The organism is Allofournierella massiliensis, from assembly GCF_964241245.1.
In the GTDB taxonomy this organism is placed as follows: Bacteria; Bacillota; Clostridia; order Oscillospirales; family Ruminococcaceae; genus Allofournierella; species Allofournierella massiliensis.
The window spans coordinates 1-17,404 of record NZ_CAXSWZ010000031.1 but is presented as its reverse complement, the minus strand read 5'-3'; the positions used below and the strand labels follow the sequence as shown (position 1 = coordinate 17,404).

At 53.9% G+C, this 17,404-nt stretch carries 17 protein-coding genes; 10 read left to right on the top strand and 7 right to left on the bottom strand.

Annotated elements, in window-relative coordinates; all coding sequences use genetic code 11:
- The first annotated feature begins 55 nt into the window (after nucleotides 1–55).
- From ACESYO_RS13780 to ACESYO_RS13760, 5 genes are all read left to right on the top strand, one after another.
- Entirely contained in the window at nucleotides 56–1,018 is a 963-nt protein-coding gene (locus ACESYO_RS13780; protein WP_058963048.1) for an NAD(P)H-dependent glycerol-3-phosphate dehydrogenase, read from the top strand.
- Between the two features lie 70 nt (nucleotides 1,019–1,088).
- Complete coding sequence (locus tag ACESYO_RS13775) at nucleotides 1,089–1,325, top strand: hypothetical protein (protein WP_283128361.1); 237 nt, start codon at nucleotides 1,089–1,091, stop codon at nucleotides 1,323–1,325.
- 158 nt (nucleotides 1,326–1,483) lie between these two features.
- Nucleotides 1,484–2,224 carry a YjjG family noncanonical pyrimidine nucleotidase gene (locus ACESYO_RS13770; protein WP_317406860.1) on the top strand — a complete coding sequence of 247 codons (741 nt, stop codon included), beginning with the start codon at nucleotides 1,484–1,486 and terminating at the stop codon, nucleotides 2,222–2,224.
- Nucleotides 2,190–3,137: an alpha/beta hydrolase gene (locus ACESYO_RS13765; protein WP_283128360.1), complete on the top strand. Its 948-nt coding sequence runs from the start codon at nucleotides 2,190–2,192 to the stop codon at nucleotides 3,135–3,137. The genes ACESYO_RS13770 and ACESYO_RS13765 overlap by 35 nt, the downstream gene beginning before the upstream one ends.
- A 22-nt stretch (nucleotides 3,138–3,159) precedes the next feature.
- On the top strand, nucleotides 3,160–5,052 hold the full coding sequence (locus ACESYO_RS13760; protein ID WP_373210475.1) for an ABC-F family ATP-binding cassette domain-containing protein: 1,893 nt from the start codon (nucleotides 3,160–3,162) through the stop codon (nucleotides 5,050–5,052).
- A gap of 93 nt (nucleotides 5,053–5,145) precedes the next feature.
- Here ACESYO_RS13760 and ACESYO_RS13755 read toward each other — a convergent pair whose 3' ends face one another.
- The 5 genes from ACESYO_RS13755 to ACESYO_RS13735 all read right to left on the bottom strand — a co-directional run bounded on the left by ACESYO_RS13755 (nucleotide 5,146) and on the right by ACESYO_RS13735 (nucleotide 10,799).
- The gene (locus tag ACESYO_RS13755; RefSeq protein ID WP_283128769.1) at nucleotides 5,146–6,831 is read right to left on the bottom strand and encodes an ATP-binding protein; all 1,686 of its coding nucleotides are present in this window, start codon (nucleotides 6,829–6,831) and stop codon (nucleotides 5,146–5,148) included.
- On the bottom strand, nucleotides 6,828–7,505 hold the full coding sequence (locus tag ACESYO_RS13750; protein WP_283128770.1) for a winged helix-turn-helix domain-containing protein: 678 nt from the start codon (nucleotides 7,503–7,505) through the stop codon (nucleotides 6,828–6,830). The genes ACESYO_RS13755 and ACESYO_RS13750 overlap by 4 nt, the downstream gene beginning before the upstream one ends.
- A 127-nt stretch (nucleotides 7,506–7,632) precedes the next feature.
- Nucleotides 7,633–8,790: a DHHW family protein gene (locus tag ACESYO_RS13745; protein WP_373210477.1), complete on the bottom strand. Its 1,158-nt coding sequence runs from the start codon at nucleotides 8,788–8,790 to the stop codon at nucleotides 7,633–7,635.
- A gap of 13 nt (nucleotides 8,791–8,803) precedes the next feature.
- Complete coding sequence (locus ACESYO_RS13740; RefSeq protein ID WP_058963040.1) at nucleotides 8,804–10,237, bottom strand: MBOAT family O-acyltransferase; 1,434 nt, start codon at nucleotides 10,235–10,237, stop codon at nucleotides 8,804–8,806.
- Between the two features lie 79 nt (nucleotides 10,238–10,316).
- A complete protein-coding gene (locus ACESYO_RS13735; protein WP_373210479.1) occupies nucleotides 10,317–10,799 on the bottom strand; it encodes a DUF4358 domain-containing protein in 483 nt (160 codons plus the stop codon).
- 224 nt (nucleotides 10,800–11,023) lie between these two features.
- On the opposite strand from ACESYO_RS13735, the gene ACESYO_RS13730 reads away from it, so the two are divergent.
- Both ACESYO_RS13730 and ACESYO_RS13725 read left to right on the top strand, forming a co-directional pair.
- A complete protein-coding gene (locus tag ACESYO_RS13730; protein WP_058963038.1) occupies nucleotides 11,024–11,554 on the top strand; it encodes a Gx transporter family protein in 531 nt (176 codons plus the stop codon).
- A 140-nt stretch (nucleotides 11,555–11,694) separates the two neighbouring features.
- The gene (locus ACESYO_RS13725; protein WP_058963037.1) at nucleotides 11,695–12,234 is read left to right on the top strand and encodes an NADH peroxidase; all 540 of its coding nucleotides are present in this window, start codon (nucleotides 11,695–11,697) and stop codon (nucleotides 12,232–12,234) included.
- Between the two features lie 69 nt (nucleotides 12,235–12,303).
- Here the strand turns inward: ACESYO_RS13725 and ACESYO_RS13720 are convergent, their stop codons facing one another.
- Nucleotides 12,304–13,017, bottom strand: coding sequence for a DUF421 domain-containing protein (locus tag ACESYO_RS13720; protein ID WP_058963036.1), 714 nt, complete (start codon nucleotides 13,015–13,017; stop codon nucleotides 12,304–12,306).
- Between the two features lie 171 nt (nucleotides 13,018–13,188).
- Here ACESYO_RS13720 and ACESYO_RS13715 point away from each other — a divergent pair, with 171 nt between their 5' ends.
- A complete protein-coding gene (locus ACESYO_RS13715) occupies nucleotides 13,189–14,160 on the top strand; it encodes a diacylglycerol/lipid kinase family protein (protein ID WP_373210481.1) in 972 nt (323 codons plus the stop codon).
- Between the two features lie 66 nt (nucleotides 14,161–14,226).
- Here the strand turns inward: ACESYO_RS13715 and ACESYO_RS13710 are convergent, their stop codons facing one another.
- Nucleotides 14,227–14,751 (bottom strand): ABC transporter permease, encoded by a 525-nt coding sequence (locus ACESYO_RS13710; RefSeq protein WP_373211302.1) that lies wholly within the window; start codon nucleotides 14,749–14,751, stop codon nucleotides 14,227–14,229.
- Between the two features lie 522 nt (nucleotides 14,752–15,273).
- Between ACESYO_RS13710 and ACESYO_RS13705 the strand changes: the two genes are divergently transcribed.
- Nucleotides 15,274–15,561: a co-chaperone GroES gene (locus ACESYO_RS13705; protein ID WP_058963032.1), complete on the top strand. Its 288-nt coding sequence runs from the start codon at nucleotides 15,274–15,276 to the stop codon at nucleotides 15,559–15,561.
- Between the two features lie 74 nt (nucleotides 15,562–15,635).
- A complete protein-coding gene (gene groL, locus ACESYO_RS13700; RefSeq protein WP_058963031.1) occupies nucleotides 15,636–17,270 on the top strand; it encodes a chaperonin GroEL in 1,635 nt (544 codons plus the stop codon).
- Nucleotides 17,271–17,404 lie beyond the last annotated feature (134 nt).

The window sequence follows — 17,404 nt, the reverse complement described above, 5'->3', positions numbered from 1 at the left end:
GGCAGGGCGGGTCCTTTTTCCTGAAAGAATCAAACAACAAGAAAGGACGCCTGTTATGAAACTGACTGTATTGGGCTGCGGCCGCTGGGGCACCTTCCTGGCCTGTTATCACAGCGCCCGTAATGAAGTAATGCTCTGGGGCCGCCCCGGTTCCCGGGCAATGGCTCAGTTGAAAGCCGAGAGAAAGAATTCCTACATTGAATTGCCGGAGCCGCTTCTTCTCACCGAGAATCTGACCGAAGCGCTGGAATTTGCCGATGTGGTGATCATCTCCATCAGTGCCCAGCAGCTGCGTGATCTGGCCAAAAAACTTCAGGCCCTTCCGGTGGCAGGAAAAACCTTTATTCTCTGCATGAAGGGCATAGAAGTGGAAACCGGCAAACGCCTGACCCAGGTATTCCGGGAAGAAGTAACCCAGCCGGTACGCTTGGCCGTATGGGTTGGCCCCGGCCATGTGCAGGATTTCTCCGCCGGTATTCCCAACTGCATGGTGGTGGATTCGGATGAACCGGAGACCACGGACTATGTGGTGGAAAATCTGAGCAGTGATCTGATCCGCCTGTATAAGGGACGGGATCTGATCGGCACAGAGGTGGGTGCCGCCGCGAAGAATGTGATCGGTATCGCTGCCGGTATGCTGGACGGCATTGGCTATTCCAGCCTGAAAGGCGCTCTTATGGCCCGCGGCGCCCGGGAAATTGCCCGGCTGATTCGTGCAATGGGTGGCAATGAGCTTTCGGCTTATGGCCTGTGCCATCTGGGTGATTATGAAGCCACTCTCTTTTCTGCCCACAGCCATAACCGCCAGTTTGGCGAAAGCTTTGTAAAAGGGGAACACTTTGATCAGCTGGCCGAAGGCGCCCCCACGGTGAAGGCCCTGGTCAAGCTGGGCAAAGAATATGGGGTGGATCTTCCCATTTGCCAGACCATTTACAGCATGTTGTACGAAGGCTGCAGTGCCAAGGATGCGCTGCCCCGCCTGTTCCAGCGCACAGTGAAGGGCGAGTTCGACTACTGATTTTGTCTCACCGCTCACAGCAGCTCCCGTCTCTGCATACAATGGCAAAAAAGGGGAGGTGCTTTTTAGTATGGCCAGTTGTTTTGACATCAGCATCATCGACGCATGGAATACCGGTGATGAGAACGTGACAAACGGCAGCGTGGACGACTACGACTTTGAATGGGGCAGCGGCACTGATACGCCGCAGGAAAATCCGCCATGCAACTGTCGGAATACGTGCAGAAACTGCCAGCCGTCGGGCAATGTCCAGGAGGATGAAACCGAAGAGGAAGAGCCCGAAGCGTATCCGATTGTGCAGCTGTAAGAAAATTCACCAGAAGGGCAGAGCATCGCTCTGCCCTTTTGTGTGTATCCCGCTTGACGAAGCGGACAGAATAAGGGATAATAAAATGAATGGAAACCCGCAGCCCGCCTTGTGCGGCAGGGCAGCAGGCAGAATATTATCAAGGGAGAAAATGACCCATGGCACATTACTATTGTTTGTTATTGGATATGGATGGCACGCTGCTGGATTTTGAGGCAGCGGAGCATAAGGCGATTCTGGAAACACTGGAGCATTTTGAGCTGCCCAGCGATCACGAAACTGAGATGCTTTATGTGGAGATTAACAAAGAGCTCTGGGCCGCATTGGAAAAAGGCCAGATCAAGCGGGACAAGCTGGTGGTGGAACGATTTGCCCGCCTTCTGAAAAAGCTGGATCGAAAAGGTTCCGCTGCTGAAATGAGCACCTATTATCTGGATCGGCTGGGCAGCCACCCGGATCTTGTTCCCGGCGCGCTGGAAGCCGTGCGGGAACTTTCCGAGGTTGCAACGCTGGCCATTGCCTCCAATGGCGTGGCCCGCGTACAGGCCAGCCGACTGCGTGATTCCGGTCTGGAGCCTTACATGGATGAAGTGTTCGTTTCCGAAAAGATGGGCGTGGAAAAACCGAATCGTCGTTTCTTTGATCAGGCGGTGCGTGCTCTGGGCATTGAACATCGGGATCGGGTCCTGGTGGTAGGCGACAGCCTCAGTGCGGATATCAAGGGTGGCCAGAATGCCGGCCTTGCCACCTGCTGGTGTAATTTCCATCAGCAGCCTGAACCGGAGGAAGGCGAGCGCCCCACCCACATCATTCACAACTGGCAGGAATTGTATTCCATCGTGATGGAGGAGGATGAGCTGCAAAATGTCGGCCTTAAGAACCGAAAACATCAGTTTTAAATCCAGCAACGGCAAGGATACGATTGCCGGATACTTCTATACCATGCCGGAAATCGCGCCAAAAGCGATCCTTCAGATCAGTCATGGCATGTGTGAACATATTGAACGTTATCGGGAGTTCGCGCAGTTTATGGCACAGCACGGTTTCGTGGTGTGCGGCAACGACCATCTGGGCCATGGAAAAACCAGTGGGGAAGACGGAATCGACGGATACTTTGGTGAAAAGGATGGGCGGTTTGATGTACTGCGTGATCTGCACACCATGAATCTGCTTGCCCGCAAACGCTATCCGGGGCTTCCCCTGATTCTTCTGGGCCACAGCATGGGCAGTTTCTTTGCCCGCTGGTTTGCAGCAGAATATCCGGATGGAATGGATGCGCTGATCATCAGCGGCACCGGTGGGCCGAACCCGCTGGTGAATGTCGGAATCCATCTCAGCGACTGGATTTCTTCTGTTAAGGGAAAGAGCTTTACATCAAAATTAGTTAACAAACTGGCTTTCGGAACCTATCTGAAAAAAATCCCCAACCCCCGTACATCTTATGACTGGATCAGCCGGGATGAGCAGATTGTGGATGTGTACAGTGCAGACCCCAAATGTACCTTTATATTTACAGTCAGTGCATTTCATGAGCTGTTTTGCACGTTGAAGCAGGTGAGCAGCCTGCAATGGGCGCAGAAAATCCGACGGGATCTGCCGATCTGGCTCTTTTCCGGTGACATGGATCCGGTGGGCGATTACGGCAAGGGCGTGAAAAAAGTGGCACAAATGCTGCGTCAGGCAGGTGTAAAGGATGTTCGCCTTACACTGTATCCGGGCGGGCGGCATGAGATGCTGAACGAAACAAATCGCCAGCAGGTTTACGAGGATCTGTTGGCATGGGCGGAAAAACGCCTGGATCAGGCGGAATAACCACGAGCAGTAAGGAATCATAATGCTTATATCATTACAGAATTTAGGAAAAAGCTTTGGCGACACGGTGGTGCTTCACGACATCAATACCACCGTGGAAAAGGGCGAGCGGATCGGCATCGTGGGCGAAAACGGCGCCGGAAAAACTACTCTGCTTAAGGTACTGTGCGGCGAGTACCTGCCCGATGAGGGCGAATATCAGATCAGCCGTGGAGTCACTCTGGGTTATCTGGAACAGAACAGCAAGCTGGACCCTACTCTGGATGTCTATGGCGAGATGCGCAGTGCCTTTGCACCGGTGCTCAGCGCCATGGAGCAGATGCAGGTTCTGGAAAACAAGCTGGAGAAAAACCCGGGGGATGCACAGCTGCTGGCAAAGCATGCGGAGCTTTCGGCAGTGATTGATGCAGCGGACGGTTACCACATGGACATCCAGATCAAGAAGGTGCTCAGTGGTATGGCGTTTGGGCCGGAAACCTATACCAAGGGAGTTTCGGTGCTTTCCGGCGGCGAGCACACCCGACTGCGTCTGGCAAAGCTGTTGCTGCAGCGGCCGGATCTGTTGATTCTGGACGAGCCCACCAACCATCTGGACTTTGCCACCATGGAATGGCTGGAAGAGTATCTGAAGGGGTATTCCGGCGCGGTTCTGGTGGTCAGCCACGACCGCTATTTCCTGGATTCGGTCTGTACCCGAATCTGGGAGGTGGAGGATCATCAGCTTACCAGTTATAAGGGAAACTATTCTGCTTACCTGCCTCAGAAGGAAGCGGCGGTAGCACTTCAGCAAAAGCAGCACGATGCCGATGTTGCCAAGGCCCAGAAGCTGGAGGATTATATCGCCCGAAACATTGTGCGTGCCTCCACCACCAAAATGGCACAGAGCCGCCGCAAGCAGCTGGAGAAGATGGAAATCACCGAAAAGCCCCGCAGTGGGCCCCAGCAGCTGAACTTCAAGTTTGAATTTGACGTCACTCCCTATAAAGAACTGCTCACCATCAAGAATCTGAGTGTGAAGATCGGGGAACGGGTGCTGCTGCATCCCTTTGATCTGCAGGTGCTGCGGGGGGAACGGCTGGTTATTGCCGGTCCCAACGGCGCAGGCAAATCCACCCTGATGCAGGTGCTGGACGGCAAGCGTAAGCCTTCCGGCGGAATGGTACGGCTGGGTGCCGGCGCAAAGGCCAGCATTTTTGAGCAGCAGCAGATGCGTCGGGGCGGCCGTGTGATTGATGCCATTTGGGATAAGTGGCCCCGCTTCACTGAACTGGAAGTTCGCAATCATCTGGCCCGGTTCGGGTTCCGGGGAGAAGAAGTATTCAAGAGCTGCAGTGCTCTGTCCGGTGGTGAGCTGGCCCGTCTGCGATTTGCGGAAATTGTTCTGGAACGACCCAATCTGCTGTTCTTGGACGAGCCCACCAACCATTTGGACATTTATACCCGCGAGAGCCTGACGCAGGCTCTGATGGCCTACGAGGGCACACTGCTGCTCATTACCCATGACCGTTATCTGATGAACAGTCTGGAATGCCCCATTCTGTATGTGGAAGACGGAAACGCAACGCTTTACCCCAGCTATGAGCGAATGATGCACCGGAATGACCCGGTAGCAGCCGCGCCCAGGGAAGAAAAGGAAAAGCCGTCGGCCGGAAAAGCCGCCTACGGAAAGGAGCAGCGCCGCCGCAGAGCAGAGCTGCGTACCCGGATTAAGGCAGTGGAAGAGGAAATCGAGACACTGGGTGCTCATATTGTGGAGCTGGAAAATGAGATTGCAAGCCCGGAAGTGCTGCGGGATCATCTGCTTTTGCGGGATAAATGCGACGAGCTGGAAGACAGCCGATTCCACCAGCAGGAACTGTTTGACGAATGGGAAAAACTGCTGGAAGAACAGGAACAGTACGAACAGGCGGAATAAATTCGTCTGAAAAACGGATATGACAAAAGAACGCTCACTGCAAATTGCAGTGAGCGTTCTTTTTGTAACAGGGTTCCGGGTTGCAACCGGGGCTTATTTTTCTGCACTTTGGGCAGGCATTTCCCGGCTGGGTGGGAAGATCAGGCGGATGCAGGTTCCTTTCCCGGGGGCGCTTTCCAATTCAATACGCGCATTGTGATAAGCGGCGCTGTGCTTTACAATCGAGAGCCCCAGTCCGGTACCGCCGATTGCCTTGGAGTGGCTTTTGTCCACCCGATAGAACCGTTCAAACACCCGGTCATGATCCTCGGCAGGAATACCAATTCCGTCATCTTTTACCGAAATGGTGGGCCCATCCGGAGTTCGTTTCACATTTACCCACACATGTCCGCCGGGCTTATTGTATTTGATGGCGTTATCACACAGATTGAACAGCATTTCGTCCAACACAGGGAGCACACCTTCGATTACCACCGGCTCACCCTCTACCTGCAGCGTTACCTGCTGTTTTGCGGCAGGATTTTCCAGTTGAATGCGTGTGTTCTGTGCAAGCTCCAGCAAATCCACCGGAGCTGCGGTATAGGGAATGGAGTTTTCATCCAGCTGGGACAGTTTGATGATGTCTCCCACAAGGTGAATCAGCCGCTGAGATTCATCGTAGATCTTGCCCGCAAAGTGAGGAACATCGTTGGGATCGATCAGGCCGCTTTTCATGATCTCCGCAATACCGGAGATGGAGGTCAGCGGAGTTTTCAGCTCGTGGGAAACGTTGGCGCTGAACTCCCGGCGAAGGGTTTCGCGTTCCTGTTTTTCTGTCACATCCAGCAGCACAATTACCGTGCCGGTAAGCTGATCCTGCTGGTAGACCGGGTTGGCGAACAACTGGCACATCCGGCCAAACAGAGGAATCAGGGTTTCGGTGTGCTGACCTTCCAGGGCGTCACGAATGGCACTGTTCAGCTCTTCAATGGGGCTATGGGTCATATCCCTGCCCATCAGAGGCGCTTCGGCACGAAGCAGCTGCCCGGCGCTGGTGTTATGGGAAAGCACGGTGCCGGTGCGATCCAGAACAAGGAAACCTTCCTTCATGTTTTCGGTGATGGAAGCAAACCGTTCCTGCTGCTCGCCCAGTTCCATTAACTGAGCCTTGATCTGCCGGTTCTGGTGGTTCAAACGGCGGAGCAGGGGAGTGAGCTCTTCGTAATCCTCGGGCACCTGAGGATGCTCCAGATCAATTTCGTTCAGCGGCCGGGTCAGGCGGTGTGAAACCTTGTAGGAAATCACGGCCGAAAGTACTGCGCCAAAGGTCAGAATCAGAAGGATCGGCTGAATCAGCAGCAAAAAGATCCCCATGCTGGAATAGTGCGTGCAGGCAATGCGCAGTACATCGCCACTGGGCAGTAAAAGTGCCCGATAAAGCGTTTTTTCCTGCAGAGTGGTGGAATAACGTACGCTTTCACCGGTGCCGGTTGCAAGGGCCTGCTGAACTTCCTCTCTGTCTGCGTGGTTTTCCAGTGTGGAGGCATCCAGAGAGCTGTCATACAAAACGGTTCCGTCGGAACGAATCAGCGTGATCCGGCTGCTGCCCGGGTCGATGGTGGAAAGAAAATCCTCCCCGTATTGGGATACCCCGCGGGAAAGATACCCCAGCTCTGTGGAAAGTTCGGTTGCCAGCTGCTGCTCGAAATAAGGCATCAGAATGGCAATCAAAATGATCATCCCCACCAGAAGGGTGGACAGGGTAACTGTAAAAATGGCGCTGAAGATTCGTTTTGTCATACGCCATTCTCCCGAATGCGGTAACCGGTTCCGCGCACGGTCTCGATGTAACTGCCGCATTCACCCAGCTTCTGGCGCAGAGTTCGAATATGCACATCCACCGTGCGGCTTTCCGCCTCAAAGGTGTAGCCCCAGATCTGATTGAGCAGTTTTTCCCGGGTAAAAACAATACCGGGCTGCTGCATCAAAACGCTGAGCAGTTCGAATTCCTTGTGGGTCAGCGAGATTTCCTCTTTGTTTACCAGCACCTGATGGCGGGCGGGGAACAGCTCAATTGCACCCACCTGATACTCATCCGGGGCGGTACGGGGTTTGGCACGGCGCAGCAGAGCGTTTACCCGGGCCACCAGCTCCATCATTCCGAAGGGCTTTGGAATGTAATCATCGGCACCGCTGTCCAGCCCGGTTACCCGGTCGTATTCGCTGCCCTTGGCGGTGAGCATGATTACCGGAAGCTGACTGGTAGCAGAGTTTGCCCGCAGGCGCTTCAGAATATGAATGCCATCCTCTTCCGGCAGCATAATATCAAGTATAAGAAGATCCGGCATCTGTTTTTCCATCTCGGCCCAGAACAGCGAAGGCAGGTCAAAGCCCTTGGCTTCGTAGCCGGAACGATTCAGGGTGTAAGTAACCAGCTCCCGGATGCTGTTGTCGTCTTCCAGAATATAAATCATAGGTTTTCAAGGCCTCCTCAAAATCGTTGCTCATTTTAAGTATAAAACATCTGCGCGTTCTTTTCACTAGTTCAATGTAAAAACTACGTAAAAACGGAGGGGCAAAAACCCCTCCGTTTTCGTTGGATCAATTGGAAATGTTCAGGCAGCTCAGGAAAGTGCTTTCCTTAAAGGACTGGAAGTTGAACAGAAGCAGAACCTCGTCGTAGCCTTCCTGCTGCGCAAAGTCTGCCACGCTCAGGCCAAAGCCGCGGGGATCGATTACCCCGATGCGGGCATAATTTGCGGTCAGATAGGGGATGAAGCTGTTGGCATAGCTGTCCTTCACCACCAGAATGCTGCCCTCACCATCGCCTTCAATGGTGGAGTAGCCGTTGTTGCCATACAGGAACATGGCATACTTGTCGCCGGTTTCCAGTTTGGATTTGTCGTACATGGTGGCAGTGAAATTTTCGGTAAGCTCAAAGGTGGGGGAGACCTCCCATACGGTCATGGTGTTGGGCAGATCCAGATACGCAATACTATCCGGCTTGCTCTTCCAGTACAATGCCTTGGAATAGGTTGTGCCGTAGAAATCAGGTACAATGGTGTAGTCACTTTCGGTAACTTCCATGGGGGTCAGCCCGCGCAGCTGGCAGAACTGCTGGTAAGCAAGATATGCGCCGTAGCTGGTCCAGTGATGATCGGTGTCGTAATACAGCTGAATATCATCCTTGGCTGCGGTGAAGGTATCACGCAGATCCAGACTGTTCGCTGTGCCCACCGTTTCAAAAATGCTGTCCAGTCGGGCGTTCTCATCCAGCATGGGTGCGTTTGCAGGCAGCTCCTCCGCATTGATCACGCTGGAGGAGGGAGCCAGCAGGAAGGTGACTTGACCGGGGAATTTTTCAATGAACTGCTGCACCAGAGTGGTGTTTTTCTGCAGCAGCTTTTCTTCATTGGGAGTCAGGGCGAACATCTTGGTAAACAGTGCATCATTTTTGCCGATCATTGCACCGCCGATTTCTTCCTTCTGGAACAACAGGCTCTCACACAGGCTTTGTGCCTTGAGCCAGCCGTCACGCCCAATCACCTGATCTTTGGTGTATTCGTCGTAATCGGCGGTCCATTCGTTTTTCACCAGGCTGGAAAAGCTGAAGTCGGGGAATTGAGCAAGCGGCCGACGCTCCAGCTCGGATTCCGCACGCTTGGGCCAAAGCCCATCCGCGATCATAAAGCAGAAAATAAACAGGAAAAACAGCACCAGCAGGGGATACTGCTTCAACTCTTTCAATTTTTCTTTCATGCGATCCCCTCCCTTAGAAACGGAAATACAGGAACGGGCTGTTGGTGGATGCCACAATGTAGGCAATGCACATCAGCAGCAGGGCGAACACCACGATGATTTTAAGCACGGTATGCTTTTTCAGCCAGTCGTAGATGCGCAGGGGCACCGGGGTGCAGCAGATAATCGCCACCACCAGCAGTACGCCGTAATTGCGCAGGAAGTACAGGCAGGAAACACCGCCGGAGGGAATGAACAGCTTCTGCATCAGAAGGGCCAGGCCCACGCCATCCTCATTGCCCACGAACAGCGCCCAGCCCACAGCCACCAGGAACAGGGTGTAAATGTGGGGCCAGATGCGGCCGGTCTGGAGCTTCTTCAAAAGGAAGATTTTTTCGATGGCCAGCAGAATGAAGTAATAGATGCCCCAGAAGATGAAGTTCCAGTCGGCACCGTGCCAGATACCGGTCAGAGTCCAGACCACGAACATGTTGAAGATCTGACGCTTCAGACCCCGGCGATTACCGCCCAGGGGGATGTACACATATTCCCGGAACCAGCCGGACAGTGTCATGTGCCAGCGCCGCCAGAAATCGGTGATGCTGCGGGCGATGTAGGGCATGTTGAAGTTCATGGGGAAGTCAAAGCCCAGCATCTTGCCCATGCCGATGCCCATCAGCGAGTAACCGGAGAAGTCAAAATACAGCTGCAGGGAATAGGCCAGCAGACCCAGCCAGACCAGCGGAGTGCTGGCATTTTCCAGGCCAACACCGGCGCCGCCGGCAGCGATAATGTGTTGGTCGTTGTAGGTGCCGATGATGTCGTACCACAGTTTGCTTACAGTATCTGCAATCAGAACCTTTTTGGCCAGACCGAATACAAACAGGCAGATGCCCTCCTCGATCTGCTTGAGGCGGTAGCGGTCTTTATAAACATGCAGCTGGGCTGCCACATCGCGGTATTTTACGATGGGGCCGGCAATCAGCTGGGGGAACATGACCACATACGCGCCGAAATCGATGATATTGTGCTCGGCTTTTACATCCCGGCGGTATACGTCGATGGAATAGCTCATGGTCTGGAAGGTGTAGAAGCTGATACCAAGCGGCAGCACCGTGGCTGCTTCCACCATACCAATGGACATCCCGGTAAGTGCATTGATGGTGCTGATGATAAAGTTGGTATACTTGAAGAACACCAGCATGGACAGGCTGCCCACGATGGAAATAATCAGGAACACCCGACGCATTTTATCCGAGTGATCGAACCGCTCAATGGCAAGACCGGAGAAATAGTTGATGAGGATCAGCACGACCATCACCGGGAAGAAACGCACCTCACCCCAGGAATAGAACACCAGGCTGCAGACAAACAGCGCCAGGTTTTTCAGCTTGTAGGGGGCAATGTAATACAGCGCCAGCGTGATCGGCAGAAAGCGGAACAAAAACAGAATGGTACTGAACAGCAAGCTTGCGACACTCCTTTACAAAAAAAGCCGATACCGCCGTCTGGTGGTACCGGCCAAAAGCTTTGTCCTGGTGAGGGGGTTATTTCAGCGCTTCGTCCAGAGCGGTGTCGATGGCACTGTAATCCGCACCGTTGGTGTTGGCAACCACCATCACAACGTAGTCGCCCTGCTGTACGATGCGAGCGTCCTTGGCAGCCGCTTCCTTATCGGCAAACTCTGCGTACAGGCCGCCGGTGGAGATGCTGGTCTTATAGGCTTCCATTTCGGTCTTGACCGCATCGCCCTTGCCTTCCACAGCCTTCACCGCAACAATCAGAGCACTGTCGGCCTGATCGTTGGAAACCTTGCCGGCATATTCTTCGATGTTGTCCTTAGTGAGCAGCATATCCAGAGTGATGAAATTGTCGTCCACGTCGCGGGGATTAGCGATGGGGTTCGCGCTCTCCACAGCGGTAACGATGTCGTTCAGATTATATGCTTTGCTGCTTTCCTGGCCGCCACAGCCAACCATCCCAAGAGCAAGAACAGCGGCAGACAGAGCAATCGCGATGAGTTTTTTCATTGATTCTTCTTCCTTTCCTGGAAAGTTATGTAATTGATTTTATACTATATAAAGTGGAATTGCAAGCTGTACCGGTAGCATTGACAGAAAATTTACACTTTATTCACCTGAGAAGAAAGACCTTGTGCTTGACAGAACTGCCCGGGCACTTTACAATCAAACTGGATTGTTATTGTCTCAAATCGGTAAACACTGATATTACATTATAAGGAGAAATTGAATTCATGCGTCCCTCCCAAAATAAGACACGGCAGATTGCACTGTCCGGCCTGTTGTTTGCGCTGGCAATGGCGCTGTCGTTTGCGGAATCTGCTATTGCCCCCATGCTGGGCCTGATGCCCGGCGTGAAAATCGGTCTGGCCAACATTGTGGTCATGTACGCACTGTTTTTCATGGGGGCCAAACAGGCATTGAGTCTGGCATTGCTCAAATCCTTTTTCGTGATGCTTACCCGTGGCGTGGTGGCCGGCTTTCTTTCGCTGTGCGGAGGGCTGCTGTCGCTTCTGGTGATGTGGGTTCTGTTCCGTTTGTTCGGCAAGCATATCACCTACTTTATTCTGTCGGTTTGCGGGGCACTGGCCCATAACATCGGGCAGCTTATTGGCGCAAGCATTGTGCTCAGCAGTACACTGGCGTTGACCTATGCGCCGGTCCTCATTGTTTCCGGCCTTGCCATGGGCCTTGTAACCAGCTCCAGTCTGTCTGCCTTGCTGCCTGCGCTGGGCCGAATGGGCTTTAATATTAAGAAATTGTAATTTTTTCAAAATAATCTGAAAATAGTGCTTGACGAAACTATACTTTGATGCTATACTTTAGCTATAACAAAGAACGGTTCCTATTTACGGACCGATTCCGAGTCAAGAGCTGAAAATTCAAATACTGGAGGATGAATACTATGTCCAAGTTTGTTTGCACCGTATGTGGTTACATTGCCGAGGGCGCTGCCCCCGATTTCTGCCCCGTTTGCAAGGCCCCCAAGGATAAGTTCGTTGAGAAGACCGAGAACACCTACGTGACCGAGCACGTGGTTGGCATCGCCAAGGAGGGTGTTCCCGAGGAGATCATCGAAGGCCTGCGCATGAACTTCAACGGCGAGTGCAGCGAGGTTGGCATGTACCTGGCCATGAGCCGCGTTGCTGATCGTGAGGGTTACCCCGAGATCGCCGAGGCCTGGAAGCGTTACGCTTTCGAAGAGGCTGAGCATGCTGCCAAGTTTGCCGAGCTGCTGGGCGAGGTTCTGACCGACAGCACCCAGAAGAACCTGCAGATGCGTGTTGACGCTGAGTGCGGCGCTTGCTCCGGCAAGATGGATCTGGCCAAGAAGGCCAAGGAGCTGGGCCTGGATGCTATCCATGACACCGTTCACGAGATGGCTAAGGACGAGGCTCGTCACGGCCGCGGCATGCAGGGCCTGCTGAACCGTTACTTCAAGTAATCGGTCCGGGTTACTGATTCAAACGCACGAAGGGCGTGCAGCTGAAAGGCTGCACGCCCTTTTTTGTACTCATTCGAACCAGTCGTGCTCCGGTCGGCATTGTCGGGGATAAACCTTCAGCTGGCCCTGCGGGCCATACATGGCCAGGAACACTTCCTTAGGGCTTTTGTATCCCCGGGCGGTCAGCTGCTCTTGCAGCCAGCCGATTGTTTGCCCCACAGCGGCCAGATTTTCACAAAGAGGGGAACCGTCCAGAATCAGCGCAGACCAAAGACCCTCGGGTTGAGGGGAAAGCTGAAAATCCGACGGCGTAGCAGGGCGGAAGGGCGCAGCCGGCAAAAAGCTGATCTGACCATTGGTTTCCAGTACGGCAGATTCCAGTTGAGTCAAGTCAAAATAGCCTGCCACGCGGCATTGGCTCAGAAATTCATTCAGATCCAGCCGTGCACGCAGGAGATTTTCCGGATAAAGCCGACCATTCTGATACAGTACCACCGGCCGACCATTGAAAAAACGACGCAGTGCAATGGATTTGCAGGTGAACAGGTCGATGCACAGCGCGGCCACTCCATACACTACGGTGGCAGTGAGCGGTTGCCACCAGGCTTCCAGATCTGTGGCCAGTTCGGCGGCAATGGATCCAATGGTGATACTGGTTACATAATCAAACAGACTCATCTGGCTGATCTGACGTTGTCCAACCAGCTTACACAAACCAAACAGAACCACGATGGAAACCAGACTTGTAATGGTGATTTTTCCCACTTCAGCAAAGATCTGCATAACATCCGGCCTTTCTTGCGGCGCAGCCGCATTGTCCTGCAATGAGTATGGGCAATCCGGAATCAGGTTATTCATCGGCATTAATACTTGGCGGCGACGACTGGATTTTGTATAATAAGGGCATCACATCAATATCAAAGCGTTAAATGCGCTGACAGGAGGGCGTAGCCGTTGCGGCATGTTTTTATTGTAAATCCCGTTTCCGGCAAGGCGGATGCCAGCGGTTTGCTGGTTCCGCGGATTATTCAGGCGGCGGCACAGCAACATCTGAATTACCAGATTCTTCTAACGGAAAAACCGGGCCATGGTGTGGAACTGGCACAGCGGCAGGCAGAACAGGAAGGCCCTGTTCGGCTGTATGCCTGCGGGGGAGACGGAACTTTGAATGAGGTGTTGCGCGGAGCCTATGGCCATGCCAATGCACAGGTTGCCTGCGTGCCTTGCGGCAGCGGAAATGACTTTGTGCGAAACTTCGGCGGCAGCGCGCCATTTCTCAATCTGGAGGATCTGATTCAGGGCGAAGCGGTTCCCATGGATCTGATTGAAACCGATCAGGGGATTGCAGTGGCCATCTGCTCCGCCGGACTGGATGCGCAGGTAGCATACGGCATTCCGAAATTTCGCCGTATCCCGCTGTGCGGTGGTTCCATGGCATATAAACTGTCCATCCTTCAGGCAGTGAGCGGGCCGCTGGGGCATCGGCTTCGCATCTGTGCGGATGACGAGATCATCACCGGAGATTTTCTGATGCTTGCGCTCTGCAACGGCTCCACCTACGGGGGCGGCTTTCTGGCTGCACCTCATGCCTGTATGAATGATGGCTTTCTGGAGCTGATTCTGGTTCGAAAAATCGGCCGGCTTCAAATTGCCCGCCTGATTGGCGACTATCAGAAGGGCCTGCACATGCAGGGGGATCAGGTAGCTCCGGCCTATCGCGATATCATTCTGGCCAGAAAGGTGCGCCGCCTGCAGTTGGACACCCTTGACGGCCGTCCCATCGTGGTAACGAGAGACGGGGAGTGCGCTCCCTACAGCAGTCTGCGGGCACATGTGCTTCCCGCTGCCGCGCAGATTGTGCTGCCTCGTTCCGTTCTGGATACAGAACTTTCCGCATTGTGCAAAGATGTTGTCTTCAACAGATAAAACCAAAAACGGCAGCGTGAAGGAGCTGATCCTGTCACGCTGCCGTTTTTCTTTACAAAAAAGAAGTTACAGCTCATTGACTGTTTCGGTTACGGACATCCGCTGAATCCGCCGGACAGGCGCCCAGACTGCTGCTGCGGCTGCAAAAAGCACAAACACAAAAACCACGACCAGACGGCCGAACGGGAATTGCCACACCGCATAAGGGAAATGCTTCAGAATCAGAAAACCATAGAGCAAGCGGCTCAGTGGTAATCCGACCGCACAGCCTGAGACACAGCCGGTCAGGGCATAGGTGAACGCCTGAGCGGCAAGCATTCTGGTAATTTGCTGTTCATCCATACCCACTGCCCGCATTGCGCCGTATTGTCGGATTCTGGCAGTCACGCTCATGGAAATGCAGTTGACAATGTTGAGCACGGCAACCAGTGCGATAATGCCCAAAAAGCCATACACGCAGGCGGTAAAGGCCAGATAGGTTCCGCGGGTGCTCTGTTCTCGCCTGTCGGTCATAGCCCATCCGTTTTCCTCCGCCAGCTGGCGGATGGCCTCCACTGTTTCGTCCGGCACATCTGCCGAAGTTTGAATCATCAGCAGGGCATAATCGGTTATGCCGGTCAAACGGACAAAAGTTTCATCGGAAACAATCAGAGTAAGCTGCCCTCCGGTTAACCCATCGGAACGAAAAGGATCGTATTTCAAAAGCCCTGCAATTTCCAGGCGTTCTGTTCCCAGCATCACGGTGTCACCGTTTTCCCAGCTGCAAGTCGGATCCCAGGCCGCAAGGGCAAAGCTGCTGTCGCCATATACCCGTGGCCGACCCGGAAAAATACTCTGCGTCCTTCCTCTTTCGACACTCGCAAGCAAAAGAGGTTCAGCAAAGCGAAGGCGGGTATTGCTAAAAACAGGGAAGAAGCGCAGAAAAAGAGCGCAGCGAACGGTATAATGGAATTCTACAGGGCATAATCATGGTTTGTTCACAAAAATTTTTTTATTTATCCACTTGATTTTTGATGGAAGAGCGACTAAAATATACATTAGCACTCAGGGAGAATGAGTGCTAAACAAATTTTTGTTATCATAAAATTTATTTTGAATAGGAGGATATCTTCCATGAAAATCAAGCCTCTTGCAGATCGCGTTGTGATCAAGACCGTTGAAGCCGAAGAAACCACCAAGAGCGGCATCATCCTGGCCGGTTCCGCCAAGGAGAAGCCCCAGGTGGCCGAGGTTCTGGCAGTTGGCCCCGGCGGCATGGTAGATGGCAAGGAAGTGGAGATGATCGTCAAGGTAGGCGATAAGGTTCTCACCAGCAAGTACTCCGGCACCGAAGTGAAGGTGGACGGCGAGGAATGCACCATCGTACGCCAGAGCGATATTCTGGCCATCGTGGAGGAGTAATCTTCCGATCTGCGTTAAAACATCGACTGATCGAATGCGCACTGCGCATCCTGCAATAAAAGGAGAGATTCATTATGGCAAAACAAATTCTGCATGGCGAGGCTGCCCGCAAGGCCCTTTCCGCTGGTATTGATACCCTGGCTGACACCGTCCGCATCACCATGGGCCCCAAGGGCCGCAACGTGGTGCTGGGCAAGAAGTTCGGCAGCCCTGTGATCACCAACGATGGCGTTACCATCGCCAAGGAGATTGAGCTGAAGGACGTGTTCGAGAACATGGGCGCTCAGCTGGTGCGTGAAGTCGCCACCAAGACCAATGACATCGCGGGCGACGGTACCACCACCGCCACCGTTCTGGCGCAGGCTCTGGTACACGAAGGCATGAAGAACGTTGCTGCCGGTGCCAACCCCATGGATGTAAAGCGCGGTATGCAGAAGGCTGTTAAGGCCGCTGTTTCTGCCTTTGCTGCCAACAGCAAAAAGGTAGACGGCACCAAGGACATTGCCCGTGTTGCCACTGTTTCTGCTGATGACGCCGCTGTCGGCGAACTGATCGCGGAAGCCATGGAGAAGGTTACTGCCGACGGTGTAATCACCATCGAGGAGAGCAAGACCGCCGAGACCTACTCTGAAGTTGTGGAAGGCATGCAGTTCGACCGCGGCTACATCACTCCCTACATGGTAACCGATACCGAGAAGATGGAGGCCGTGATCGACGATGCCTACATCCTGATCACCGATAAGAAGATCAGTGTAATTCAGGACATCCTGCCCCTGCTGGAGCAGATCGTCCAGAGCGGCAAGAAGCTGGTCATCATCGCCGAAGACGTTGAGGGCGAGGCTCTGTCCACCCTGATCGTGAACCGTCTGCGTGGCACCTTTACCTGCGTGGCCGTTAAGGCTCCCGGTTTTGGCGACCGCCGCAAGGAGATGCTGCAGGATATCGCCATTCTGACCGGTGGCCAGGTCATCAGCGAGGAGCTGGGCTACGACCTGAAGGAGACCACTGTTGATATGCTGGGCCGTGCCCGTCAGGTCAAGGTGACCAAGGAAACCACCACCATCGTGGATGGTGCCGGTGCCAAGGAGCTGATCAAGGAGCGCGTGAACCAGATCCGTGCCCAGATGGAAAGCTCCACCAGCGATTTCGACCGTGAGAAGCTGCAGGAGCGTCTGGCCAAGCTGGCCGGCGGTGTTGCGGTAATCCGCGTGGGCGCTGCCACCGAAGTGGAAATGAAGGACAAGAAGCTGCGCATTGAGGACGCCCTGAACGCCACCAAGGCTGCCGTGGAAGAGGGCATTGTGGCCGGCGGCGGCACTGCTGCCATTAACGCCATCCCCGCTGTACAGAAGGTATGCGATGAGCTGGAAGGCGACGAGCGCACCGGCGCCCGCATTGTGCTGAAGGCTCTGGAAGCTCCTCTGCGCCAGATTGCTCAGAACGCCGGTCTGGAAGGCAGCGTTATCATCGACAAGATCCTGAGCTCCGGCAAGTCCAACTACGGCTTTGACGCTCAGAAGGAGCAGTACTGCGACATGATCGAGGCCGGCATCGTGGATCCCACCAAGGTAACCCGTTCCGCTCTGGAGAATGCGGCCAGTGTTGCTTCCATGGTTCTGACCACCGAGAGCCTGGTTGCCGATGAGCCCGAGCAGCCCGCCGCTGCTCCCGCTGCCCCCGACATGGGCGGCATGGGCGGCATGTACTAAGCTGCAAAGCAGCCTCATAAAAAGCTCGAAAGACCGGCATGCAATTTTGCATGCCGGTCTCAGCCTGTAGAAAAACCTGCTTTGGCAATCAGGCCAGAGCAGGTTTTCTGTTTGAAAACAAGAAGACAGGTGGA

Coding starts and splice junctions, on each gene's coding strand:
- ACESYO_RS13705 (WP_058963032.1), top strand. CDS start 15,274: ATGAAAATCAAGCCTCTTGCAGATCGCGTTGTGATCAAGACCGTTGAA.
- groL (WP_058963031.1), top strand. CDS start 15,636: ATGGCAAAACAAATTCTGCATGGCGAGGCTGCCCGCAAGGCCCTTTCC.
- ACESYO_RS13765 (WP_283128360.1), top strand. CDS start 2,190: ATGTCGGCCTTAAGAACCGAAAACATCAGTTTTAAATCCAGCAACGGC.
- ACESYO_RS13780 (WP_058963048.1), top strand. CDS start 56: ATGAAACTGACTGTATTGGGCTGCGGCCGCTGGGGCACCTTCCTGGCC.
- ACESYO_RS13725 (WP_058963037.1), top strand. CDS start 11,695: ATGTCCAAGTTTGTTTGCACCGTATGTGGTTACATTGCCGAGGGCGCT.
- ACESYO_RS13735 (WP_373210479.1), bottom strand. CDS start 10,799: ATGAAAAAACTCATCGCGATTGCTCTGTCTGCCGCTGTTCTTGCTCTT.
- ACESYO_RS13710 (WP_373211302.1), bottom strand. CDS start 14,751: ATGATTCAAACTTCGGCAGATGTGCCGGACGAAACAGTGGAGGCCATC.
- ACESYO_RS13745 (WP_373210477.1), bottom strand. CDS start 8,790: ATGAAAGAAAAATTGAAAGAGTTGAAGCAGTATCCCCTGCTGGTGCTG.
- ACESYO_RS13755 (WP_283128769.1), bottom strand. CDS start 6,831: ATGACAAAACGAATCTTCAGCGCCATTTTTACAGTTACCCTGTCCACC.
- ACESYO_RS13720 (WP_058963036.1), bottom strand. CDS start 13,017: ATGCAGATCTTTGCTGAAGTGGGAAAAATCACCATTACAAGTCTGGTT.
- ACESYO_RS13775 (WP_283128361.1), top strand. CDS start 1,089: ATGGCCAGTTGTTTTGACATCAGCATCATCGACGCATGGAATACCGGT.
- ACESYO_RS13730 (WP_058963038.1), top strand. CDS start 11,024: ATGCGTCCCTCCCAAAATAAGACACGGCAGATTGCACTGTCCGGCCTG.
- ACESYO_RS13770 (WP_317406860.1), top strand. CDS start 1,484: ATGGCACATTACTATTGTTTGTTATTGGATATGGATGGCACGCTGCTG.
- ACESYO_RS13750 (WP_283128770.1), bottom strand. CDS start 7,505: ATGATTTATATTCTGGAAGACGACAACAGCATCCGGGAGCTGGTTACT.
- ACESYO_RS13760 (WP_373210475.1), top strand. CDS start 3,160: ATGCTTATATCATTACAGAATTTAGGAAAAAGCTTTGGCGACACGGTG.